This window comes from Nonomuraea terrae (genome assembly GCF_004348995.1).
GTDB lineage: Bacteria > Actinomycetota > Actinomycetes > Streptosporangiales > Streptosporangiaceae > Nonomuraea > Nonomuraea terrae.
In genome coordinates this window covers 1-22474 of the sequence record NZ_SMKQ01000077.1, presented here as the reverse complement: position 1 = coordinate 22474, position 22474 = coordinate 1, and the positions used below count along the sequence as shown (strand labels likewise).

At 72.6% G+C, this 22474-nt stretch carries 20 protein-coding genes; 11 read left to right on the top strand and 9 right to left on the bottom strand.

What is annotated here, in order from left to right; all coding sequences use genetic code 11:
- Positions 1-2: 2 nt before the first annotated feature.
- Positions 3-1022 (top strand): baeRF2 domain-containing protein, encoded by a 1020-nt coding sequence (locus tag E1286_RS23695; protein WP_132615637.1) that lies wholly within the window; start codon positions 3-5, stop codon positions 1020-1022.
- On the opposite strand, the gene E1286_RS23690 is transcribed toward E1286_RS23695, so the two are convergent.
- The 3 genes from E1286_RS23690 to E1286_RS23680 are packed head-to-tail and all read right to left on the bottom strand — an operon-like array spanning position 1012 to position 3769.
- On the bottom strand, positions 1012-1569 hold the full coding sequence (locus E1286_RS23690) for a LutC/YkgG family protein (protein ID WP_132615636.1): 558 nt from the start codon (positions 1567-1569) through the stop codon (positions 1012-1014). The two genes, E1286_RS23695 and E1286_RS23690, sit on opposite strands and share 11 nt — an antisense overlap.
- A gap of 23 nt (positions 1570-1592) precedes the next feature.
- A complete protein-coding gene (locus E1286_RS23685) occupies positions 1593-3041 on the bottom strand; it encodes a lactate utilization protein B (RefSeq protein WP_132615635.1) in 1449 nt (482 codons plus the stop codon).
- The gene (locus E1286_RS23680; RefSeq protein WP_132615634.1) at positions 3041-3769 is read right to left on the bottom strand and encodes a (Fe-S)-binding protein; all 729 of its coding nucleotides are present in this window, start codon (positions 3767-3769) and stop codon (positions 3041-3043) included. Before E1286_RS23680 ends, E1286_RS23685 begins: the two co-directional genes overlap by 1 nt.
- 87 nt (positions 3770-3856) lie before the next feature.
- On the opposite strand from E1286_RS23680, the gene E1286_RS23675 reads away from it, so the two are divergent.
- The gene (locus tag E1286_RS23675) at positions 3857-4558 is read left to right on the top strand and encodes a FadR/GntR family transcriptional regulator (RefSeq protein ID WP_132615633.1); all 702 of its coding nucleotides are present in this window, start codon (positions 3857-3859) and stop codon (positions 4556-4558) included.
- A gap of 4 nt (positions 4559-4562) precedes the next feature.
- Here the strand turns inward: E1286_RS23675 and E1286_RS23670 are convergent, their stop codons facing one another.
- On the bottom strand, positions 4563-5993 hold the full coding sequence (locus tag E1286_RS23670) for a sulfatase family protein (RefSeq protein WP_246075068.1): 1431 nt from the start codon (positions 5991-5993) through the stop codon (positions 4563-4565).
- A gap of 80 nt (positions 5994-6073) precedes the next feature.
- Here E1286_RS23670 and E1286_RS23665 point away from each other — a divergent pair, with 80 nt between their 5' ends.
- Complete coding sequence (locus E1286_RS23665; protein WP_132615632.1) at positions 6074-7075, top strand: LLM class F420-dependent oxidoreductase; 1002 nt, start codon at positions 6074-6076, stop codon at positions 7073-7075.
- Between the two features lie 4 nt (positions 7076-7079).
- On the opposite strand, the gene E1286_RS23660 is transcribed toward E1286_RS23665, so the two are convergent.
- Positions 7080-9020 carry an FtsX-like permease family protein gene (locus E1286_RS23660; RefSeq protein WP_132615631.1) on the bottom strand — a complete coding sequence of 647 codons (1941 nt, stop codon included), beginning with the start codon at positions 9018-9020 and terminating at the stop codon, positions 7080-7082.
- Entirely contained in the window at positions 9017-9688 is a 672-nt protein-coding gene (locus E1286_RS23655; protein WP_132615630.1) for an ABC transporter ATP-binding protein, read from the bottom strand. Before E1286_RS23655 ends, E1286_RS23660 begins: the two co-directional genes overlap by 4 nt.
- Before the next feature lie 96 nt (positions 9689-9784).
- Between E1286_RS23655 and E1286_RS23650 the strand changes: the two genes are divergently transcribed.
- Entirely contained in the window at positions 9785-10432 is a 648-nt protein-coding gene (locus tag E1286_RS23650) for a response regulator (protein ID WP_132615629.1), read from the top strand.
- Between the two features lie 67 nt (positions 10433-10499).
- Positions 10500-11210, top strand: a complete 711-nt coding sequence (locus tag E1286_RS23645; protein WP_246075067.1) for a DUF4328 domain-containing protein — start codon at positions 10500-10502, stop codon at positions 11208-11210.
- 72 nt (positions 11211-11282) lie between these two features.
- Here the strand turns inward: E1286_RS23645 and E1286_RS23640 are convergent, their stop codons facing one another.
- The 3 genes from E1286_RS23640 to E1286_RS23630 all read right to left on the bottom strand — a co-directional run bounded on the left by E1286_RS23640 (position 11283) and on the right by E1286_RS23630 (position 16045).
- Positions 11283-14939: a DNA polymerase III subunit alpha gene (locus tag E1286_RS23640; RefSeq protein ID WP_132615627.1), complete on the bottom strand. Its 3657-nt coding sequence runs from the start codon at positions 14937-14939 to the stop codon at positions 11283-11285.
- Complete coding sequence (locus E1286_RS23635) at positions 14939-15205, bottom strand: DUF6504 family protein (RefSeq protein ID WP_165969877.1); 267 nt, start codon at positions 15203-15205, stop codon at positions 14939-14941. The genes E1286_RS23640 and E1286_RS23635 overlap by 1 nt, the downstream gene beginning before the upstream one ends.
- A gap of 78 nt (positions 15206-15283) precedes the next feature.
- Positions 15284-16045 (bottom strand): GntR family transcriptional regulator, encoded by a 762-nt coding sequence (locus E1286_RS23630; protein ID WP_246075066.1) that lies wholly within the window; start codon positions 16043-16045, stop codon positions 15284-15286.
- A gap of 96 nt (positions 16046-16141) precedes the next feature.
- On the opposite strand from E1286_RS23630, the gene E1286_RS23625 reads away from it, so the two are divergent.
- Genes E1286_RS23625 through E1286_RS23600 form a run of 6 tightly spaced genes read left to right on the top strand, consistent with a single transcriptional unit; the run spans position 16142 to position 22366 of the window.
- Entirely contained in the window at positions 16142-17293 is a 1152-nt protein-coding gene (locus E1286_RS23625; RefSeq protein ID WP_132615626.1) for an ABC transporter substrate-binding protein, read from the top strand.
- Positions 17290-18114: an ABC transporter permease gene (locus E1286_RS23620; RefSeq protein WP_132615625.1), complete on the top strand. Its 825-nt coding sequence runs from the start codon at positions 17290-17292 to the stop codon at positions 18112-18114. The genes E1286_RS23625 and E1286_RS23620 overlap by 4 nt, the downstream gene beginning before the upstream one ends.
- Positions 18102-18956 carry an ABC transporter permease gene (locus tag E1286_RS23615; protein ID WP_132615624.1) on the top strand — a complete coding sequence of 285 codons (855 nt, stop codon included), beginning with the start codon at positions 18102-18104 and terminating at the stop codon, positions 18954-18956. The genes E1286_RS23620 and E1286_RS23615 overlap by 13 nt, the downstream gene beginning before the upstream one ends.
- Entirely contained in the window at positions 18953-20026 is a 1074-nt protein-coding gene (locus E1286_RS23610; RefSeq protein WP_132615623.1) for an ABC transporter ATP-binding protein, read from the top strand. The genes E1286_RS23615 and E1286_RS23610 overlap by 4 nt, the downstream gene beginning before the upstream one ends.
- Positions 20016-20669 carry an HAD family hydrolase gene (locus E1286_RS23605; RefSeq protein WP_132615622.1) on the top strand — a complete coding sequence of 218 codons (654 nt, stop codon included), beginning with the start codon at positions 20016-20018 and terminating at the stop codon, positions 20667-20669. Before E1286_RS23610 ends, E1286_RS23605 begins: the two co-directional genes overlap by 11 nt.
- Before the next feature lie 47 nt (positions 20670-20716).
- Positions 20717-22366, top strand: coding sequence for a serine/threonine-protein kinase (locus E1286_RS23600; protein WP_246075065.1), 1650 nt, complete (start codon positions 20717-20719; stop codon positions 22364-22366).
- The last annotated feature ends 108 nt before the right edge of the window (positions 22367-22474 follow it).

The window sequence follows — 22474 nt, the reverse complement described above, 5'->3', positions numbered from 1 at the left end:
CCGTGCGGCTCGACTTCATCCGCCCCCTGTACGAACGCCGCGGCCCCTACGCGTCGGTCTACGTGGGCGCCTTGACCGGGCCGGAGCGGGAGAGCCACTGGCGCGGCGTACGCGACCGGCTCGAACAGGACGGCCACGCCGACAAGGCGACCGTGGACGCTCTGCGGGAGGAGGCGATGCGGGCCGCCGCCGGGCGGGCGCTGTTCGCCACGCACGGTGACGTGGTGCTGGCCGAGTCGCTCGACCGGGCGCCGCGCGAGCTCGCGATGTGGTCGCCGCTGCCGCACGTGACGCCCCTGCTCATGCAGCGCGGCGAGAACGTGCCGCACCTGCGGGTCATCATCGACCACGCGGGCGCCGAGCTCACCGCCTTCGGCGGCGGCTCGCCGCGCAAGGCGACCGTGGAGGCCGCCGCGTGGCCCCTGCAGAAGACCGCGCAGGGCGGCTGGTCGCAGAAACGCTACGAACGCGCCGTGGACGAGGCGTGGGAGAAGAACGCGGTGGCCGCCGCCCAGGAGATCGACGAGCAGGTACGCCGGCTCGGCACCGAGGTGATCCTGGTGGCGGGCGAGCCGAAGTCGCGCTCGTTCTTGCTGCACCACCTCGGCACGAAGTCCGCCGACCGGGTGACGATGGTGGAGCACGGCAGCCGCGACGACCACGGGCAGTTCGAGCAGGACGTGGAGCGCTCCCTCGACGAGTGGCTCGACCGCAGGCGCGCCGAGCTGCTGGAGCGGCACCAGGAGTCCGACGGCCCCGTCGGGATGGCGCGGGTCTGCCACGCGCTGCGCGAGGGACGGGTGCACGCGCTGCTGCTGCCCGGCGAGCTGCCGAAGCCGGTGTGGATCGGCGAGGGCGGCACGCAGGTGGCCACCGACCCGGCCGAGCTGCGCCGCTGGGGCGTGAACGAGCCGATCCAGGAACGCTCCGACTCCGCCCTGGCCAGGGCGGCCGCGATGACGGACGCCGAGCTGTGGTTCACCGACGCCGTCTCGGACGTGGCGGCCGTCCTCAGGTACTGATCACCACTTCCAGTGTCCGGGGGCCGTGCACGCCCTCGACCCGGTTCAGCTCGATGTCACTGGTGGCCGATGGGCCGCTGATCCAGGTGAGCGGGCGGGACGGGTCGAGCCGCGCCACGGCCTCCGGGACGCCGGGAACGATCTGGTCGGCCCACACCACGCACAGGTGGTAGTCGGGCACCAGCGTCTGCGCCCGCGTCCCCTGGCCCGGGCCGTGGTCGAGGACGATGGTGCCGGTCTCGGCGATGGCCACGGCGCAGTTCGTCAGCACGCCGTCGGCCGTCCTGAGGTCGTCCCAGCCGCCGTCGCGGCCGAACCCCTCCGGGATGACCATGCGCTTGCCCTTGACGCATGCGTCGATCATGGCCGGGACCTCGGCCGACGGGACCACGTGCACGATCGCCCGGTAGTCGTCCACCCGCTCGGCGAACAGGCCCACGAGGTCGTCCACCTGCCGCTCGGTGCGGTAACCGCGCGGGATCTCGACGTCCTCGGCGCCCCCGACGGCCTTACGGATCCGGGAAAGAATCTCCTCACGCGCGCTCATTCCGCTCCCTGCCCATGGGTCGCTCACCACTCCTCACTCGCTCCGCGGAGCCCCTCCTCCGTCGGGCCTCCACTCCGCTCGCCGCGACCGGTTCGCTCCCACCAGTCTCTGAACGACTCTTCCGGAATCTCCGGCACGTCCCGGGTGTCGGTCCACGCCGACAGCGGGCCGGGCAGCCGGCGCTTCGGTACGAGTCTGCGCAGCTTCGTGGCCGCGCGCTGGGCTTTGGCCAGGCGTTCGTGGTCGTTCAGGATCCAGCCCGCGACCTTCATGCCGGCCCGCTCCGCCGCCGCGTGCGGGGCCTTGGCCCGCAGGTCAACCAGCACCTCGGGGATGTCGATGGCCACCGGGCAGACGTCGTAGCAGGCGCCGCAGAGGCTGGAGGCGAACGGCAGCGAGGCGTCCAGCTCCGAGCCCATGCCGCGCAGCTGCGGGGTCAGGATGGCGCCGATCGGGCCGGGATAGACCGAGCCGTAGGCGTGGCCGCCCGCCCGCTCGTACACGGGGCAGACGTTCAGGCAGGCCGAGCAGCGGATGCAGCGCAGCGCCTGGCGGCCCACCTCGTCGGCGAGCACGTCGGTGCGGCCGTTGTCGAGCAGCACGAGGTGGAACTCCTGCCCCTCGACGGCGCCCGTCCACATGCTCGTGTACGGATTCATCCGCTCGCCTGTGGAGCTTCGCGGAAGAAGCTGGAGGAACACCTCCAGATCCCGCCAGGAGGGCAGCAGCTTCTCGATCCCCACGACGCTGATGAGGGTCTCGGGCAGCGACAGGCACATGCGGCCGTTGCCCTCCGACTCCAGCACCACCAGCGTGCCGGTCTCGGCGATCATGAAGTTCGCGCCGGAGATGGCGACCTTGCTGCGCAGGAAGCGTTCGCGCAGGTGGAGCCGGGCCGCCTCGGTGAGGGCGGGCGGGTCGTCGGTCAGGTCAGGCGACACCTCGGGCATCCGGTCGAGGAAGATCTCGCGGATCTCCGACCGGTTGCGATGGATCGCGGGCACCAGGATGTGGCTGGGGAAGTCGTCGCCGAGCTGCACGATCAGCTCGGCGAGGTCGGTCTCGTACGCGGCGATGCCGTGCTCGGCGAGCGCCTCGTTGAGGCCGATCTCCTGGGTGGCCATCGACTTGACCTTGACCACCTCGGTCTCGCCGGTGGCCTTGACCAGGTCCGTCACGATGCGGTTGGCCTCGTCGGCGTCGCGCGCCCAGTGGACGGTGCCGCCCGCCCGGGTGACGGCCTCCTCCATCCGCAGCAGGTAGCGCTCCAGGTTGCGCAGGGTGTGGTCCTTGATCGCCTTGCCGGCGGCGCGGAGCTCCTGCCAGTCGGGCAGCTCGCCGACGACGCTCGCCCGCCGGTCGCGAATGGTGTGCGTGGCCTTGCGAAGGTTGAACCGGAGTTGCGAGTTCTGCACGGCTTTTGCGGCATTTTCCGGGAAATTGCCTGGCATGCCGATGAAGGTCGCGCTCATCAATCGTCCTCCGTCGAGGCGAGGATCTCGGCGAGGTGCATGGTCCTGACACCGGTCTTCTGACGGCGCAGGGTGCCGCCGATGTGCATCAGGCAGGAGTTGTCGGCCGCGCACAGCACCTCGGCGCCGGTGTCCTGGATGCCGCGGGTCTTGTCGGCGGCCATCGCGGCCGAGACGGCCGGGTTCTTCACCGCGAACGTGCCGCCGAACCCGCAGCACTCCTCGGCGCCGGGCAGCGGCACGAGCTCCAGGCCGCGGACGTTCTGGAGCAGGCGGGTGGGCCGGTCACCCAGGCGGAGCCCGCGGAGCGAGTGACACGTCGGGTGATATGTCACCCGGTGCGGGAAATATGCCCCAACGTCTTCTTTTTTCAGAACGTCGATCAGGAACTCGGACAGCTCGTACACCTTCGGTGCGACCTCCGCGATCGCCGCCGCCCCTCTGCTGCCCGGCTCGACCAGCTTCGGGTACTGCTCGCGCACCATGGCCGCGCACGACCCCGACGGCGCGACCACGGCGTCGTACCCGGCGAACACCTCGGTGAAGTGCCGCGCGAGGCGCGTGCCCTCCGCCCGGTAGCCGGTGTTGACGTGCATCTGCCCGCAGCAGGTCTGGGCGGCGGGGAAGTCGACGTCGCAGCCCAGCCTGCGCAGGAGCGACACGACGGCCTTGCCGGTGCCGGGGAAGAGCGTGTCGTTCACGCACGTGACGAACAGGGCGACTCGCACGGCTCTCCTTCCAGGGTATGGTCCGACCACAGTATGGTCAGACCATACCGAATCAGGTGATTCTCGGCCAGCATCAGGGAGGCTTCGTTGGACGGCACCGGCTGGCGTCCCGTCAAGCGAACGCGGACGTTCGAGGACGTTCTCGCCCAGATCGAGCGGCGTATCGCCGAGGACGGCCTCACCGCGGGCGACCGCCTGCCCGCCGAGCGCCAGCTCGCCGAGCAGCTCGGCGTCAGCCGCTCCTCGGTACGCGAGGCCATGCGCGTGCTGGAGACCCTCGGTGTGGTCTCCTCGCAGGTGGGCCGCGGCCCCGACGCGGGCGCGGTGCTCACCTCGCGGCCCGACTCGGCGCTGTCCGACCTGCTCCGGCTCCACCTCGGCCTGGCCGGCCTGGAAATGCGCGAGGTCATCGACACCCGGCACATGATCGAGCAGTGGGCCGCCGCGCGCGCCGCCGCCGCCCGCGCCGACATCTCCGGGCTCGCCGCGGCGCTGGCCGGGATGGACGCGGCCGGCTCGGCGGAGGAGTTCGTGGAGCACGACACGGCCTTCCACTGCGCGCTCGCCGACGCCTCGGGCAACCGGCTGGCGGCGGCCATCATGCGTTCACTGCGCGACTCGATGCGCCGCTACTCGGTCGAGGCCGTCCAGCGCCTCGGGGACACCTCGGTCCTGCGCGCCGACCACGTCCGCATCCTGGAGGCGGTCAGGACCGGCGACCCGGACGAGGCCGCGCGGGCGGTCTCGGAGCACCTGGCGCACGCCTACCCGTCGTTGTTCGCGGTTTGACGGGTCACTGCCGCGTGTCGGCCTGCCTGCAGTTCGCGCCCGAGCAGGCGACCATGCCGGCCAGGCGGGCGTCCAGGTTGGCGATCAGCGCCTGGTCGGCGTAGGCGGCGAGGTTACGTAGCTGGTACGGATCGGTGTGCAGGTCGTAGAGCTGCTTCTCGCCCGTCTCGTACCGCACGTACGTGTACCGCTCGGTGCGCAGCGCCTGGTAGGCCGGGACCGGCGTCTGGGCGGCGGAGCTGCGGTTGGTCGGGCGGACGAACTCGATCAGCGCGTTCCTGCGCCACTGCGCCGGCTTCTTGCCCCGCAGCAGCGGCACCAGCGAGCGGCCCTCCGCGAACGCCGGCGCCGTGGCCCCGCCCAGCGCCGCGAACGTGGTCGGCAGGTCAATGGTGACGCCCATCTGCGAGGCCGTGGAGTTGGCCTTGATGCCGGGGCCGCGCACGACGAGCGGCACCCGGATCGCCTCCTCGAACGGCGTGGTCTTGCCCTGCTTGAGCCGGTGCGTGCCGAGGTGGAAGCCGTTGTCGGAGGTGAAGAAGATGTAGGTGTTGTCCAGCTGCCCCGCCTCGCGCAGCGCCCGTACGACCGTCCCGACCAGGTCGTCCACCCCCAGCATCGACCGCAGCCTGCGCCGGTGGCGCTCGTCGACCTCGACGACCTGCTCCGGCGTGAGGCGGGGCCGTGAGCGCAGCCAGAGCGGCTCGTCGGCGACGTCGTCCTGGTTGAACGACGGCGTGCGCGGCGCGGTGGCCAGCGGGAAGGCGCCCGCGTGACGGTAGGCCGGGTTGGCCGGGTTGTGCGGGCCGACCGGCGCCAGGAAGAGGAAGAACGGTTGCTTGGAGCGCCCGATGAAGTCGCGGGTCTTGCCGGCCAGCACGTCGGACAGGTAGTCCTGTTCGGCCCAGCCGTAGTCGCGCACGACGCCGTTCTCGTTGAGCCGGTAGCCGTACTCCTCGTAAAGGGCGCGCACGGGCACGGCCCACTCGTTCCAGCCGGGCGGCACGTGCGTCTCGGCGGCCGTGTCGCCCGGATAGTGGTTGAGGTATTTGCCCATCAACGCCGTGCGGTAGCCGGCCTGCTGCATCCAGGTGCCGATCGTGGAGCGTTCCAGGCCCAGGGTGTGGAAGCGGTCGAACCCGCCCTCGGGCGCGGTGTTGGTCAGCACGCCGTGGCTGTGCACGTGCTGCGAGCGCAGGATCGACGCCCGCGACGGGCAGCACCAGGAGTTGGTCACGAAGAACCGGTCGAACGAGACGCCCTGGTAGACGAGGTGCCGGGTGATGTTCGGGAAGTACGGCAGCGTCCCGAACTCGAGGTCGTCGGCCATCACGACGACGATGTTGGGCCGGGAGTCACCCTCGGCCATCGTCGGCTCGGCTGTCGGCAGGAGCAACAGCAGCAGGCAGACGAGACGGCAGAGACCCTTGAGCACAAGCTGTGACTTCCCCGGAAGATCCCATTGACACGTCGGGTGCTACGGACCGTAATGGAATTTAGTTCCGGAGGTGTCACGTGAAGCTCGGGCTGAACCTGGGTTACTGGCAGCGCCACGGCGACGACGCGACCGAATCCGTGCTGGCCGCCGAGCGGCTCGGCTACGACTCCGTGTGGACCGCGGAGGCGTACGGCAGCGACGCGTTCACCCCACTGGCCTGGTACGGCGCGCGCACCACCCGCATCAAGCTGGGCACCTCGATCGCCCAGATCTCGGCCAGGCCGCCGGTCACCACGGCCATGACCGCGATGACCCTCGACCACCTGACCGGCGGCCGGCTGCTGCTCGGCGTGGGCGCCTCCGGCCCGCAGGTCGTGGAGGGCTGGTACGGGCAGCCGTTCGCCAAGCCGCTGGCCCGTACGCGCGAGTACGTCGAGATCATGCGCACGGTGTGGCGCCGCGAGGAGCCGGTGATCGGCGAAGGGCCCCACTACCCGCTGCCGCTGCCCGGCGGCCCCGGCAAACCCCTCAAGCTCATCACGCATCCGCTCAGGGCCGACATCCCCGTCTATCTCGGGGCCGAAGGGCCGAAGAACGTCGCCCTGGCGGCCGAGATCGCCGAGGGCTGGCTGCCGCTCTTCGCGTTCCCCTCCAAGATCGAGGAGATGTACGGCGCGTCGCTCGCGGACGCCCCCGACGGCTTCGACGTGGCCGCCATGGTGATGGTGGTGATCTCCGACGACGTGCGGGCCGCCCTGGACGGCGTGAAGATGATGCTCACGCTGTACATCGGCGGCATGGGCGCCCGCCACCGCAACTTCCACGCCGACATCATCGGCCGGATGGGCTACGCCGAGGCCGCCGAGCACATCCAGGCCCTCTACCTGGCCGGCCGCAGGGACGAGGCGTTCCGGGCGATCCCCGACGAGCTGGCCGACGGGATCTCCCTCGTCGGCCCGCCCGGACGGATCAGGGAACGCCTGGAACCGTGGCGCCGCAGCCCCGTGACGAGCCTGCTGGTCATGGGCCCGCGCGACGAACCCACCCTGAAGATCGTCCGCGACCTCGTCCTCGGCTGAGCCGTCAGTCCGGGCGCGGAGCCGGGTCGGCGGTGACCGCCCTCAGCAGCGGGCGGCTCAGCGCCCCCGCTCCGATCACGCCCGCGAACCCCACGACGACGCACCCGGCCAGCGTGACCGCCCCCGCCGTGCTCATGCCGCCGATCATGAACGGCATCGCGCAGAACACGCCCACCAGGATCGCCCCGCCGCCCATCACCGTCAGCGGGATCAGCGTCTCGGCTCGGCGGGCCCGGTCGAGCAGCTCCAGCGGCGTGCCCGCCAGGCGCAGCAGCCCGTACGTCTGCCGCCGGTCCAGCACCGACGACATGGCGGTGATGCCCGAACTGGCGATGGCCACCAGGAACGACACCGCGAGCACGACGACCGTCCCCACGCGGACGTCGGCGAGAAGCTGATCGCCGAACCGCTTGTCGTCGGAGGGCGTCGTGGGCGTGCGCCCCGGGACGAGCCCGGCCAGCGCGGTGCGGGCCCGGTCCAGCGCGGCGTCGTCGGCGGCGCCGCCGAGCGTTGCGACCACGAGGCTCTTGTCCGGCTTGACGGTCGCGGTCAGGCCGGACTCCCGCAGGCGCTCGCGGGCCTGCCGGGCCACCTGCTCGACCTGGCCGGCGGGCGCGAGGACGCGCAGCTGCGGCGGGCCGGCGGGCGGCTGGTCGAGCACCGCCGGGCTGAGCAGGCCGATGAAGCCCGCCACGAACCCGGTCAGGGCCACCCCGCTCACCGTCCGCCAGGCCGAGCGCGGGTCGTCCACGAGGCGGCGGCCGGCGAGCAGCCGGGCCGGGCCGCGGGCGGTCCCGGCCGTGATCCGGCCGATCAGGCCGACGACCCACGGCCCCACCAGGTTGACGCACAGGAACACCAGCGCGAGCGCCGTCCCGATGATCGCGACACCGGCGCCTCTCGTCAGCAGCGGGAACATGACAAGCGCCGCCAGCAGGGCGACGACCCGCACGGCCCGCAGGGCGGGCGGGGTCTCCCGCTTGGCCACGCCGAGGGGGCTGACCACCACGCGCCGCAGGCCCGCCACCGCCGACAGCCCGACCAGCAGCGGCACCGCGACCAGCACCGCCGCGAAGACCCACGGCGGCGGGAACACGTCCCCGGCGAACCACGGGCCGCCCTGCATCTCGATCCTGGCCAGCAGCGGCGCGGCCAGCACGTAGGCGACGGTGCCCGTCAGCGCGCCGGCCAGCGCCACCATCACCGCCTCCGCCACGGTCATCCCCACCACCTGGCCGGGTGTCGCGCCGACCAGCCGCAGCGCGGCCAGCCGCTGGTCGCGCCGGGCGACCGTCAGCCGGGCCGCCGCGCCCCCGAAGACGAGCAGCGGCACGACCATGAGCACGCCGGCGACGACCGCGAGCGCCTGGTAGTTCGTGGCGTCCTGGCTCGGCGCTCCCGCGAGGCTCGCGACCCGGACGGGCGCCTGGCTGACGATCCAGTCCTCGCTGCGGGCGGCGGTCATCGCCGGGTCGTCCGGTGCGCGGCCGACAACCGCGACCAGCTCGCCCGGGTGGATCAGCGCCTCGTCGCCCAGCACGCCGGCCTGATGGGGATAACGGGCGGCGAACTGGTCGGCGGGCAGTTGCCGGGCCAGCTCCGCCAGCGCGGGCGACAGCCACGTCTCTCCCGGACGGGGGAAGCGGGGCAGCCCGGGCGGCGGGGCCGGGGCCTGCTTGCCGAGCGCGGCCAGGTCGACGACGCTGATCGCCCGCCCCCGGACGAAGTCGTACCGGGACGCCTCGATCGCCACCGCGCCCGAGGAGGCCGGGACTGGGTTGCGCCAGGCGCCGCGGTCGGCCCTGGCCTGGAAGGCGAAGTTGGCGGCGATGGCGAACAGCAGCAGCGCCGTCGACACGGCGACCGCCCCGAGGGTGAGCCAGGTGCCGAGCATCCCGCGGCGGCCGCCGCCCTTGAGCAGCCGCCAGGTCAGTGCGAGGTTCACGCGCGCACCCCGGCCAGCTGCCCGTCGCGGACCTCGACGGTACGGTCGCACCAGCCGGCCACGTTCGGGTCGTGGGTGACCACGATCAGGCTGGCGCCGTTGTGCTTGGTCGCCTCCACCAGCAGCCGCATGGTGTCGTGCCCGGTGCGCTGGTCGAGGGCGCCGGTGGGCTCGTCGGCGAACACCACGGCCGGCCTGCTCACCAGCGCCCTGGCGATGGCCACCCGCTGCGCCTGGCCGCCGGACAGCTCCCCCGGCCGCCGCGTCTCCATGGTCTGCAGGCCGAGAGGGCCGAACCACTCGCGGGCCTGCCGTACCGCCTGGCTCCTCGGCACGCCGCCCAGCATCAGCGGCAGCGCCACGTTCTCCTCGGCGGGCAGCTCGGGCAGCAGCTGGCCGAACTGGAAGACGAAGCCGAATCTCGTCCGCCGCAGCTCGCTGCGCTTGCGCTCCCCCATCGTGTCGATGCGCTGCCCCAGCAGGTGCACCTCGCCCGCGTCCGGTTTCATGATCCCGGCCAGGCAGTGCAGCAAGGTCGACTTGCCGGACCCGCTCGGCCCCATGATCGCCACGGCCTCCCCGGCTCGTACCGCTATGTCCACGCCTCCGAGGGCGACCGTCTGCCCGAACCGCTTCACCAGGGCCCGTCCGACAAGCACGTCATTCATGCCGACCAGACTCGCGCTCGGCCCTCATGCGCCGGATCGGCCGTGCGTCCACACTCCCTCGGCCGAACGGCCGATCCGCTCCTTAGAGTTGGGGCCGTGACTATTCGGGTTCTCATCGCCGACGACCAGCACCTGGTGCGTACCGGCTTCCAGATGATTTTGGACGCGCAACCGGACATGGAGGTCGTGGCCGCGGTGTCCGACGGCGCCGAGGCGGTGGCGGAGGCCAGGCGGCTGCGGCCCGACGTGTGCCTGCTCGACATCCGGATGCCCAAGCTCGACGGCCTGGAGGTGACCCGCGCCCTGGCCGGGCCGGGCGTGGAGAACCCGCTGCGGGTGGTCATCGTCACCACGTTCGACCTCGACGAGTACATCTACGGAGCCCTGCGCTCCGGCGCGACCGGGTTCCTGCTCAAGGACAGCGGGCCCACATTGCTGATCGAGGCCGTCAGGGCCGCCGCGGCGGGCGACGCGCTGGTGTCGCCGTCGGTGACCGTACGGCTGCTGCAGCACCTGTCCAAGCCCCGGCGCACGGTACCGCACACGCGCGACCCGCTGACCGAGCGCGAGCTCGACGTCGTGCGCCTGGTCGCCAGGGGGCGGACGAACCAGGAGGTGGCCGCGGAGCTGTTCGTGTCACTGTCCACGGTGAAGACGCATCTGGGCAGCATCCAGGCCAAACTCGGCGTCCGTAATCGGGTGGAAATCGCTGCTTGGGCGTGGGAATCCGGCGTGGTGAGCTGATTAACCGAGGGGCTCCCGGGATACAAGTGAATGAGAACCTCAGCGCAAGGCCCGGGGGGAGATCAAGGTGCGCTACACCCAGGCAGTGCCGGCGAGAGCAGCCTCGGCCGTATACGTGACGCTCGCCGCTCAGGTGCTCTCCCTCGGCGCCCTCGTGACCTTCGAACAGTCCCGCGGCCGTGAGCTCGCCGCCCGGCTCGCCGCGTTCGGCGGGCGTCCCCAAGGGGCCGACGCCGAGGCGGTGGTGGGGGCGGTGACCGTGTTCGCGGTGCTGATGATGCTGGTGGCCGGCGCCTCGATCGCCGCCGGGGTGGCGTACGTGACGTGGCTGGTACGGGCGCGGCAGGCCAACGACCGCTCGGCCGCCACGGGGCCGGTCGCCGTGGCGTGGCTGGTGCCCGGCGTCAACCTGTTCGCCCCCGCGGTGCTGGTCGACGCGGTGTGGCGGGGCACCCGGCCCCCGGCGGGCGGCCGCGGGCGGTGGCTGGCGCTGCTGCTGGGCTGGTGGCTGAGCTGGCTCGCCACGCTCGCGCTGATCACGATCCGGCTGCCGCTGGGCACCTCGGAGGGCGACCTGACCGGGGTGGGGGTGCCGGAGCTGGCCTGCGCGGCGCTGGCGGCGCTGCTGTGCGCGGCCACCGTGCGCGAGCTGACCCGCCTGCAGCGGGCCGCCCGCTCGGGCCGCCCGGCGGACCCCGCCGGGGTCCGCGCGTTCGCCCCGCACCCGGCCCAGGGCTCCTCCCCGATCGGCCAGCCGAGCGCCCTCCAGGAGGGCTAGACGCGCTCACCGCGTGGCCAGGCACGTGAGGAGCGTCAGACGGCGCGGGCCGGCCGCCGTCGGCGAGGAGCGTCAGGCGGCCGTGGGGCCGGAGCTGCCGGGGCTGGCGTGCCACAGCCGGCCGGGCGGGGTGGTGACGGCGGGGCCGAGGTCGGCGTAGGGCGACAGGCGGAAGCCGTTGGCGTATTCGATCGCGCGTCCGCCGACCGCCTCCGACTCCTCCGGCGTCCGGGCGACGAGCGCGCGGACCTCCTCGATGCCCCGGGAGCGCCACAGCGCGGCGAGGTCGGCCAGGTTCCAGCAGTCGACGGCCCGCAACGACACCGCGCGCGTGCCCGTGCGCCGGACCACCCCCTTGGCCAGCAGCAGCCACGAGCCGAACACGGTCGAGGCGCACCTGCCCTGCACCGACTCGAAGAACGTCAGGTCGACCGGCCCGGTCGAGTCGTCGAGCGTGGTGAAGATGACCCGCTGGCCCGAGCGCACGGCGGGCGTCTGGGTCGCCACCTTGACCCCCGCGACCAGGATCTCCTGCCCGTTGCGCCGGTGGAGAAGATCTTTGGAACGTACCACGCCGAGCTCGTCGAGCAGCTCGTCGTAGAAGCTGATGACGTGCCTGCTGACGTCGATGCCGAGGATCTCCAGCTCGGCCTCGACCATCTCCGTCTCGGTCATCTCGGGCAGCTCCCCCGGCGGCAGGTGCTCGCTGAAGCCGAGCGGGAGCTGCACGGCCTCGGTGCCGGGCGGCGGGCCGGCCGCGTGGGGGCCGTGACGCCGGGACTTGCGCGGGCCCGTCCGCACTCCTGCCGCCGAGAGCCGGTGGAGCTCGCCCACCCGGGCGACCAGGTCGCGGCGGGTCAGCTCGCCCGGCCGCCAGCGCGGCCCGCCCGGGTGCAGGTCGTGCAGCGCGTCGAGGCCGCCGACCTGGACGATCCGCTCGAGCGTCGGCCGCGAGGGCCGGGCGCGATCCCAGAAGTCGGCCATGGACGTGTACGGCTGCCCGGCGACCATGCGATCGACCTCCGCCTCGCTCACGCCCTTGATCGCCGAGAACGGCACCCGCAGCGCGTACCCCTTGCCGATCTCGCTGATCCGGAAGTCGTCGACCCGCCGGCGCGGGTCGGCGGCGGGGCCCAGCTCGGAGGGGCGCACGCGGACGCGGACGCGCGGGCCGAGGTGTTCGACCTGCCAGTGCCGGCCCGACTTGTTGATGTCGAGGGGCAGGATCTTCACCCCGCACTGCCGGGCCTCGTCGATGATGACGCGCGGCGGGTACATGCCGGGCTCGTGGGTGAGCACCCCGGCGAAGAACGCCGCCGCGTGGTGCCGCTTCAGCCACGCCGACTGGTAGGTGGGCATCGCGAACGCCGCCGCGTGCGCCTTGCAGAACCCGAACGCCCCGAACGCGTCCAGCACCTTCCAGGCCTGCTCCACGGCCGCGTCGTCGAAGCCGTTGGCCTGCGCCAGCGGGACGAACGCCCGGCGCACCCGGTCGCGCCCCTCCGGCGTGTCGAGCGTGCGGCGCAACATCTCGGCGAACGACAGGTCGCGCCCGGTCATCACCGAGATGATCTTCAGTACCTGCTCGTGGAAGACCACGACGCCGTGGGTCTCCTTCAACGCCTCGCGCAGCCGCTCGTGCGGGTAGTACGGCTTGCGCCAGCCGTGCCGGGCCTCCAGGTAGGGGGTGACCATGTCGGAGTTGACCGGTCCGGGCCGGAACAGCGAGATGTCCACGATCAGGTCGTGGATCTTGCGCGGCTCCAGCTTGGCCACCAGCTCGCGCTGGCCCGGCGACTCGATCTGGAAGCAGCCGAGGGTGCGGGAGGCGCAGATCATGTCGTAGGTGTCCTGGTCGTCGTGGGGGACGTACTGGACACCGGGCCGGGAGTCGGAGTCGTCGCCGCTCTGGCGGTCGAGCTCGACCACGACGCCGTCCACGCGCTCGATCTCGCTCAGCGCGTACGCCATCGCCGACTGCATCCGCACGCCGAGCACGTCGAGCTTGAGCAGCCCGGCCTCCTCCACGTCGTCCTTGTCGAACTGCGACATCGGGAACTCCAGCAGGCTGCGCTCGACCGGCGTGCGGTCGCGCAGCCCGGCGTTGCCCACCAGCACGCCGCACGGGTGCAGCGCGATGTGCCGGGGCAGCCCGTCGAGCCTCTCCGCCAGCCGGAACACCCGGTCGAGCCCGGCCTCGCCGAGCCGGCTCTCGCGCAGCTCGGGCAGGTCGTGCAGGGACGCGGTGATCTGCCTGGCCCGGATGTGGGGGAACGCCTTGGCGATCGCGTCGATCTCGTGCGGCGGCAGGCCCATCGCCCCTGCGACGTCGCGGATGGCGCTGCGCGCCCGGTAGGTCTCCATCATGGACACGCAGGCCACCTGGCTCTCGCCGTAGCGGTCGAAGATGGCCTGGTAGCAGTCGAGGCGGCGGGCCGACTCGACGTCGACGTCGATGTCGGGCAGCCCGACGCGGCCCTCCGACAGGAAGCGCTCCATGAGCAGGCCGTGGTCGAGCGGGTTGACCTCGCCGATGCCGATCAGGTAGTTGACCAGGCTGCCGGCGCCCGAGCCGCGGATGGCGCAGCGGATGCCCATGCCGCGGATCATGTCGGTGATGCCGGCCACGGCGATGAAGTAGCCGGACAGGCGTTTGCGCTCGATGATCGCCATCTCGTCGGCCAGCCGCCGCCGGGCCTCGGCCGAGCGGCCGAGACCGCGCCTGGCCAGGCCGTCCTCGACGCGCCCGCGCAACATCGGCACCGGGTCGCCGCCGACCTCCGGCAGGTGCAGGGCGGGCGGGCTGTTGCGCAGCGCGAGCAGGTCGAGCGGGTCCATCGCGCACGCCTCGGCCAGCCGCCGGGTGGTGGCCAGCAGCCGCGTCACCCGCTCCCCGTCGCCCGCGCACACCTTGGCGGCCACCTGCGCCATCTCCTTGCCGCTCTTGAGATAGGCGTGGGAGGTGGTGCGGTCGAGGTGGCGCGGATGCAGCGGCACGAGCTGGCGGGCGGCGTCGAGCACGTCGCCCACCTGGTGGTCGGCCGGGTCGAGGTAGCGCACGGCGTTGGTCAGCACGGCAGGAACGCCCATCGACTCGGCCAGGCCCAGCATGCGCACGGCCGTGTTGGCGTCGCGGAAGCCGTACTGGTCGACCAGCTCGACGACCACGCCGGGCACCGCGGCGCGCCACAGCCCGAGCAGCGTCCTGGCGTGCTCGTCGCGCCGCTCGGCGACCGCGCGGCCCACGTCGGAGCGCGGCCCGAGCAGCACCACGAGGCCGTCGTCGGCGCCGAACCCGCGCGGATCGGCCGCCCCGGCCCACTCGCCGACCAGCTCGCGGGTCACCTTGGGCGCGCCGCGCTCTCCCGCGTGGTGCGCGGCTGTGACCAGGCGGCACAGGCGGGACCAGCCCATGCCGCGGGCCAGCACCGTGACGCGGTCTTCCTGCTGGGGGGCGGTGCGCGGGCGGGGCGGGCGCATCCCCGGCACCGGCGTGAACGCCGAGGCGGGCACGGCGAGCGCCAGGTCGACGCCGAGCACCGGGGCGATGCCGGCCTCGGCGCACGCATGGGCGTGCTTGACCGCGCCGTAGAGGCCGTCGCGGTCGGTCAGCGCCAGGATGTCCATCCCGTGCTCCAGCGCCCGGCCCACCAGCGCCCCCGGGAACGCGGTGCCGTAACGCATGGAGTAGGCGGAGCACACGTGCAGGTGCGGGAACGGGGCGGCCATCAGTCCCACGCCCTCATGAGCAGCCAGCCGTTGCCGGCGGTGTCGTAACGCAGCTCGTAGGAGCCGACCTCGCGGCCGGGGCTGGCCTCCACACGCCAGAAGCGGCGCTCGCCGGGATCGCCTTCGCCGGTCTTCCACCACTCGCGCGCGACCACCCAGCTGTCGAGGACACGGCGGACCAGATAGAGCCGGTCACGCCAGACGAACTGGGCCGGCTCCCCGTCTCTGGTCCACACCTCGATCGGATCGCCATAGAGTCTGCTCAAGACGCTTCTCCCCGCGGCATCGGTCCTTATGCTGAACCACCCGGGGGAAGGCGGGTGCTATATCTCGAACATATGTTCTCAGCGCTCGAAACGCAAGTCGCCCGCCTGCCGCGCGAGGGGGTTGGCGCCGATCGAGTTGCGGATGCTGAAGGCCACGCTGCCCGCCCGGTAACGGTCGTCCGAGGTCTCGACGGGGCGGCCCTCGTGGGTGGTCGTGGTCCTGCGCTGACGCAGCAGCGGGCTGCCGCGGCGCACGCCCAGCAGCCGGGCGTCCACGGCCCCGGCGGCCACCGCGTCGATGAGGTGCTCGCCGTAGGCGAACACCAGGCCGATGGAGGCGTACAGCGCCTCGGTGACGGACTCGCAGTCGGCGGGGAGCTTCTCGACGGCGGCCGCCACCCACTCGGCGTAGACGGTGCGCTCCACAAGGACGGGCTCGCCCTCCAGCGAGCGCAGGCGCAGCACCTCCAGCACCTCCTCGCACCCGAGCCTGACCGACTCCGCGCCGCTCGCCGGGCGGCGGCACTGTTCGATCACCTGGCCGCCGAAGCGGTGGCCGTTGGCGCGGGCCCACTGGGCGAAGCTGTGCAGCTCGGCGAAGCTCTGGCTGCGCACTCTGCCGAGGACGATCCGCCGCGCCCCCTGCCGGGAGCCGACCAGCCCCTCGGCGGCCAGCACGGCCACCGCCTGACGCACGGTGCCGCGGGCCGCGCCGTAGCGCTCGGCGAGCTCCGCCTCGCTCGGGAGCTGGGAACCGACCGGATGGACGCCGGAGAGGATCTCCCTGCGCAGCTCATCGGCGATCCGTTCGTAGCGCGCCACCATTCCGCCCCTGTCCATTCACTGAAGAGCCACATTTATACGACTTACTAGGGCTCGCTTGTTTGTACAAGTTCCCCTAGATTCTTGCCACACCCCCCGGAAAATGGAGGCGTCGTGTTCACACCTCGCGCCCGCGCGGCCGGCGTTGTCGCCGCCCTCACCCTCGTCACCGCGGCGTGCGGTGCCGCCCCGAGCACCCAGACCACCCAGGCCTCGCCAGGAGGGGTGAACGCGGCCACCGCCACGTCCGCCGCCGACTTCGGCGGCTTCGACAAGCTGGTCGAGGCGGCGAAGAAGGAAGGCACGCTGCACGTCATCGCCCTGCCGCCCGACTGGGCCAACTACGGCGAGATCATCGAGAAGTTCCAGGCCACGTACGGGATCAAGATCGAGAGCGAGACGCCTGACGCGTCCAGCGCCGACGAGATCAACGCCGTCAAGACCCGCAAGGGCCAGGACCGCGCCCCCGACGTGCTCGACCTCGGCCAGTCGTTCGCGCTCAGCGGCGCCGCGGAGGGCCTGTTCGCCTCCTACAAGGTGCAGGCGTGGGACAAGATCCCCGAGGGCCAGAAGGAGGCGAACGGCCTCTGGATCAACGACTACGGCGGCTACGTCTCCATCGGCTGCGACGCCAAGAAGATCGCCACCTGCCCGACGAGCTTCGCCGACCTGCTCGAGCCCGAGTACAAGGGCAAGGTCGCGCTGAACGGCAACCCGACCAAGGCCGGCTCGGCCTTCGCCGGCGTGTTCGCCGCGGCGCTGGCCGACGGCGGCTCCTTCGACGACATCCAGCCCGGCATCGACTTCTTCAAGAAGCTGAAGGACGCCGGCAACTTCAACCCGGTCGAGACCACGCCCGCGACCATCGAGAAGGGCGAGACCCAGATCAGCATCGACTGGGACTACAACAACGCCGCCTACGCTCCCCAGATGACCGCCAAGGGCATCGACTGGCAGGTCAACATCCCGAGCGACGGCAAGTACTTCGAGATGTACGCCCAGGCCATCAACAAGGACGCCCCCCACCCGGCCGCCGCCCGCCTGTGGCAGGAGTTCCTCTACAGCCCCGAGGGCCAGAACCTCTACCTCAAGGGCTTCGCCCGCCCCGTCATGCTGCCCGCGATGACCGAGGACGGCACCGTGGACCAGGCGCTGGCCGACGCGCTGCCGCCGGTCGAGGGCACGCCGCAGTTCCCGACCACCGAGCAGGTCAACGCGGCCAAGGCCAAGGTCGCCGGCGGCTGGGACGCCGCGATCTCCGGATGAACCGGTCCCGTTCGAGGGGCTGGCTCGGCGCGCTGCCGCTGCTGGCGTTCTTCGCGCTCGTGTTCGGCGTGCCCGCCGTCGCGCTCGTCGTGGGGGCGTTCACCGTGCAGGGGCGGCCGAGCCTGACCAACGTGTCGCAGAGCCTGCAGGGCGGCTACCTCACCGCCATGATCGGCAGCGTGCGACTGTCGGCCGTGGTGGCGCTGCTCGGCGCCGTGCTCGGCACGTTCCTCGCCTACGCCATCGTGACCTCCCGCTTCGCGCTGCTGCGGGAGGCCGTGCTGACCGCCTCGGGGGTGCTGGCCAACTTCGGCGGGGTGCCGCTGGCGTTCTTCTGGATCGCCACGCTCGGCAACTCCGGCGTGGTCAGCGGGCTGATCGGGCTGCCTTCCGGCTCCCTGTACACCTTCTGGGGGTTGGTCATCGTCTACCTGTACTTCTCGGTCCCGCTGATGGTGCTGGCCATGGCGCCGGCGCTCGACGGGCTGCGGCCCCAGTGGCGGGAGGCGGCGGCCAACAACGGAGCCACGGCCTGGCACTACTGGCGCTTCGTCGCGCTGCCGGTGCTCACCCCGGCGATGCTCGGCGGGGTGGTGCTGCTGTTCGGCGGGGCCTTCTCCGCGTACGCCACCGCGAACGCCATGGTCGGCACCGTCGTCCCGCTCGTCACCCTGAAGATCGCCAGCGCGCTGACCGGCGACGTGCTGATCGGCTACGAGAACATCGCGCTCGCGCTCAGCCTCGACATGGTCGTGGTGGCCGGGATCGTGATGGCGATCTACCTGCCGCTGCAGAGGAGGACCTCCCGATGGCTGCACTGACCGGCCTGGAGCGCGTCCCCGCGCGCGCGGCCGGCCCGGCGGCCCGGCCCCGGCCGTGGCGCGTCATGGTTTTCGTGCCGGCGGCGGTGTACTTCCTGGTGCCGCTGGGCGCCTCGTTCTGGTACACCGTCTACACCCCGACCTCGGGGCTGTCGTTCTCGGCGTACGGGGAGCTGATCACGGCCGAGGGCTTCGCGCGGTCGCTGGCGCTCTCGCTCGGCCTGGCCGCCGCCACGATCGTGCTCGTCCTGCTGCTGGCGCTGCCCGCGATGCTGGCCGTACGGCTCTTCGCGCCGCGGCTGCGGCCGGTGATGGAGGTGCTGTGCACGCTGCCGCTGGTGGTGCCGCCGATCACGTTCGTCGCCGGGCTGAGCACGTCGCTGCGCGTCGGGGTCGACGTGCTGGCGCCGACGCCGTTCTGGGGCACGCTGATCGCGGTGCAGGATCCGGCGTTCCCCCTGGTGCTGGTGCTGGCGTACGTCGTGCTGGTGCTGCCGTTCGTGTACCGGTCGCTGGACGCCGGGTTGCGCACGATGGACGTGCGGACGCTGGTCGAGGCGGCCCGCAGCCTCGGGGCGTCGTGGCCGTACGTGCTGTTCCGGGTGATCGTGCCCAACCTGCGCTCGGCCCTGGCCAGCGCGTCGTTCCTGACGCTCGCCCTGGTGCTGGGCGAGTACACCGTGGCCAGCCTGCTCGGTTACGAGCCGTTCGCGGTGTGGATCGTGACCGTCTCGGGCTCCAAGGGGCAGCTCTCGGTCGCGGTGTCGATCCTCAGCCTGCTGCTCATCTGGCTGCTGCTGCTCGCCGTGTCGAGCGTCTTCGGTAGGGAGAAGAGGAAATGACCGCATCGGTGGAGTTCCGCGGGTTGCGGCGGGCGTTCGGCAAGACCGTCGCGCTCGACGGCCTGGACCTCGTCATCGAGCCAGGGGAGTTCGTCGCGCTGCTGGGCCCGTCGGGCTGCGGCAAGACCACGGCGCTGCGCTGCGTGGCCGGCTTCGAGCGGCCCGACTCGGGGGCCGTGCTGGTCGACGGCAAGGACGTCACGAACGTCCCCGCCAACAAACGGGACGCGGGCATGGTCTTCCAGTCCTACTCCCTCTTCCCCAACCTGAACGCCCGCGACAACGTGGCCTTCGGCCTGCGCGTGCGCAAGGTGCCCGCCGACGCCCGGCGCAAGAAGGCCGACGAGCTGCTCGAACTGGTCGGCCTGCCCACCCACGCCGACCGCTACCCGCACCAGCTGTCCGGCGGTCAGCAGCAGCGCGTCGCCCTGGCCCGCGCGCTCGCTCTGGAGCCGAGCGTGCTGCTGCTGGACGAGCCGCTGTCTGCGCTGGACGCGAAGGTCCGCGTGAGCCTGCGCGAGGAGATCCGCCGCCTCCAGCTCGACCTCGGCATCACCACCATCTTCGTCACCCACGACCAGGAGGAGGCCCTGTCGGTCGCCGACCGCGTGGCGGTGCTGCGCTCCGGGCGGCTGGAGCAGGTGGGCGCGCCCGCCGAGGTGTACGACCGGCCCGCGACGCCGTTCGTGGCGGAGTTCGTCGGCACCATGAACCACCTGGCCGGGCAGCTGTCCGGCGACCACGTCACGGTGCTCGGCCAGCTGCTTCCGGTGGACGGGCCCGTGCCCGCCGACCCGTCCGTGGACGTGCTCGTCCGGCCGGAGGCCGTGCAGGTCGTGCCCGACCCCGGCGGCAGGGCCGAGGTGGTGGCGGCGTCGTTCCGCGGCGCGTCCGTACGGCTGCGGCTCGCCGTGGACGGCGGCGAGGTGCTCGCCGACGTGCCCGGCCACGAGGCCGCCCGGCTCGGCGCGGGCACCCGCGTCGGCGTGCGGCTGGTCGAGCGGCCGGTGCTCGTGGCGGCCCGCACGGTGACCGCGCCCGCTCCCGTCGTGGCCGCCGATGCGGTCTGAGCCGGCCGCCCCCGACGCTGTCCTGCTGGACATGGACGGCACGCTCGTGGACACCGAGGGCCTGTGGTGGCAGGCGGCCGACGCGGTCGCCACGTCCCTCGGGCGTCCGCTCTCCCCCGCCGACACGCCGCACGTCCACGGCCGCACGATCGAGGACGTGGCGGCGTACCTGCTGCCCGACGACCTGCCCGACGACCTGCCCGACGACGCGCCTGATGGGGTCTGCGCGCTGACCGCGCGGCTCACCGACGCCTTCGCCGAGCGGCTGCGGCGGGAGCTGCCGGTGGTGCGGGGCGCGCCGGAACTGCTCGCCGGGCTCGCCGCCGCGTCGATCCCGACGGCCCTGGTCAGCGCCTCGCCCCGGAGCATCGTGGAGCTGGTGCTGCCGCGGCTCGGGCACGCGTTCGACCTGGTCATCGCGAACGAGGACACCGCGCGCGGCAAGCCGCACCCGGACCCGTACCTGGAGGCGGCCCGGCGGCTCGGCGCCGCGCCCGGGCGGTGCGTGGCCGTGGAGGACAGCCCGGCCGGGGTCGCGGCGGCCACGGCCGCGGGCTGCCGGGTGGTCGTCGTCTCGCCGCGCGAGGGTCTGCCGTCGCTGGAGCGGGTCTGCTCGGAACGGCGCGCCGACGAACGCACATAGTGCGCATTTCCGCATCGGTACGCTCCGTGTCGGTAAGCTAACGCGGCGTGAGCAGTGAACCCTCCCACATCGGGCGCTACAAGCTGCTTAGCGTGCTGGGACGAGGTGGGATGGGCACGGTCCACCTCGCCGAGGACCCCTCCGGGCAACACGTCGCCGTCAAGGTGATCAACGCGGAGCTCAGCCAGCACGAGCAGTTCCGCATGCGCTTTCGCAGGGAGGCGGACGCGGCGCAGCGGGTGCGCCGGTTCTGCACCGCCGCCGTGATCGAGGCGGCGCTCGACGGCGACCAGCTGTACGTGGTGACCGAGTACGTGCCGGGGCCCAACCTGGAGGAGGCCGTCCAGCAGTCGGGGCCGATGGGCGGCTCCAGCCTCGACGCGCTGGCGGTGAGCGTGGCCACCGCGCTGACCGCCATCCACGCGGCCGGCGTCGTGCACCGGGACCTGAAGCCGTCCAACGTGCTGCTGTCACCGGTCGGGCCGCGCGTGATCGACTTCGGCATCGCGCGGGCGCTCGACACGCTCGGCGGCGTCACCGGCACCGGCGAGCTGGTCGGCACGCCCCGCTACATGGCGCCCGAGGTGCTGCGCGGCGATCCGGTCTCCCCCGCCTGCGACGTGTTCTCGTGGGGGTGCCTGGTGGCGTTCGCGGCCAGCGGGCGGGCGCCGTTCGGCGGCGAGGCGCTGCCCGCGATCGTCTACCAGGTGCTCAACACCGAGCCCGACCTGGAGGCCGTCGAGCCCGGGCTGCGGGAGCTGGTCAGGGCCGCGCTGCAGAAGGACCCGGCCCTGCGGCCCACCGCGCAGCAGCTGCTCGACGACCTCGTCGGGCGATCGGCGGCCCCGGAGCACGTCGCGCACACCGCGCAGGTGACCTGGCAGGAGGGCGGCACCGTGCCGTACTCCGCCTCGCCGGCCTCACGCCGGCGCCGCCTGTACGCGGGCCTCGCGGCCGGTGCCGCGCTCGTGCTGGCCGCGGGGGCGGGCGCCTGGGCGCTGCTGTCTCCGGACGGGCCGCCCAACCTGGGCGTCCTGTACGCCGAGGACTTCACCCAGACCTCCGGGGGCTGGGCCGGCATCTACGACCCCGAGGAGCCGGCCGGCTACGGCTACCGCACTGACGGCACCTACGGGCTCGACGTGGAGGAGGGCGACGAGGAGCGCTGGGCGCAGGCGCCGGCGCCGTTCCTCGTCGCCACGCCGCCCATGTCGCCCGTGTCGCCCGCGTCGCCCGCGTCGCCCGCGTACCCCGGCCCGCCCGACGCGCCCATGCCGACGCTGCCCGAGACCGTCGTCATCAGCGTCACCACCGAGGTCAGGAAGGCCAGCGGCATCGGTGAGTACGGCCTCTACTGCCACAGCACCAAGGAGGGGTCGTACTACGAGTTCGGCCTCGACACGACGGGCAAGGCCCGGATCCGGCGGGTCTTCGCCGGGGCGGGCGCCACGCTGGCGGAGCCCGTCCACGTGGCCGCCCTGCCCGGCAGAGTGCGGCTGACGGTGGCGTGCGAGCGGGTGGGCACGTCCATGCGGCTGACGATGTGGGTGAACGGCGAGCGGGTGCAGCAGGCGGAGGACCCGAACGGGATCGGGAACGGCTACCTCGGGATCTTCGCCCGGACCACCAATGACGGCGTCTCCCTGCTGAAGACGACATTCGACGACTTCGAGCTCCGCGGCACCCTGGAATCATGATCTCTCGGGAGTGAGACCGTGCCGCCGGAACGGGCCTTTCCCTCGGAATGACGTGAGCCGCCGCTCGGGACGCCCTCATGCAACCCGGCTCCCCTGAAGACACCCCCC

What these genes read in the sequence shown, in the direction of transcription:
- E1286_RS23690 (WP_132615636.1), bottom strand. Translation starts at nt 1,569, where the DNA reads ATGAGCGCGCGTGAGGAGATTCTTTCCCGGATCCGTAAGGCCGTCGGG.
- E1286_RS23685 (WP_132615635.1), bottom strand. Translation starts at nt 3,041, where the DNA reads ATGAGCGCGACCTTCATCGGCATGCCAGGCAATTTCCCGGAAAATGCC.
- E1286_RS23655 (WP_132615630.1), bottom strand. Translation starts at nt 9,688, where the DNA reads ATGAATGACGTGCTTGTCGGACGGGCCCTGGTGAAGCGGTTCGGGCAG.
- E1286_RS23640 (WP_132615627.1), bottom strand. Translation starts at nt 14,939, where the DNA reads ATGGCCGCCCCGTTCCCGCACCTGCACGTGTGCTCCGCCTACTCCATG.
- E1286_RS23630 (WP_246075066.1), bottom strand. Translation starts at nt 16,045, where the DNA reads ATGGACAGGGGCGGAATGGTGGCGCGCTACGAACGGATCGCCGATGAG.
- E1286_RS23620 (WP_132615625.1), top strand. Translation starts at nt 17,290, where the DNA reads ATGAACCGGTCCCGTTCGAGGGGCTGGCTCGGCGCGCTGCCGCTGCTG.
- E1286_RS23615 (WP_132615624.1), top strand. Translation starts at nt 18,102, where the DNA reads ATGGCTGCACTGACCGGCCTGGAGCGCGTCCCCGCGCGCGCGGCCGGC.
- E1286_RS23610 (WP_132615623.1), top strand. Translation starts at nt 18,953, where the DNA reads ATGACCGCATCGGTGGAGTTCCGCGGGTTGCGGCGGGCGTTCGGCAAG.
- E1286_RS23605 (WP_132615622.1), top strand. Translation starts at nt 20,016, where the DNA reads ATGCGGTCTGAGCCGGCCGCCCCCGACGCTGTCCTGCTGGACATGGAC.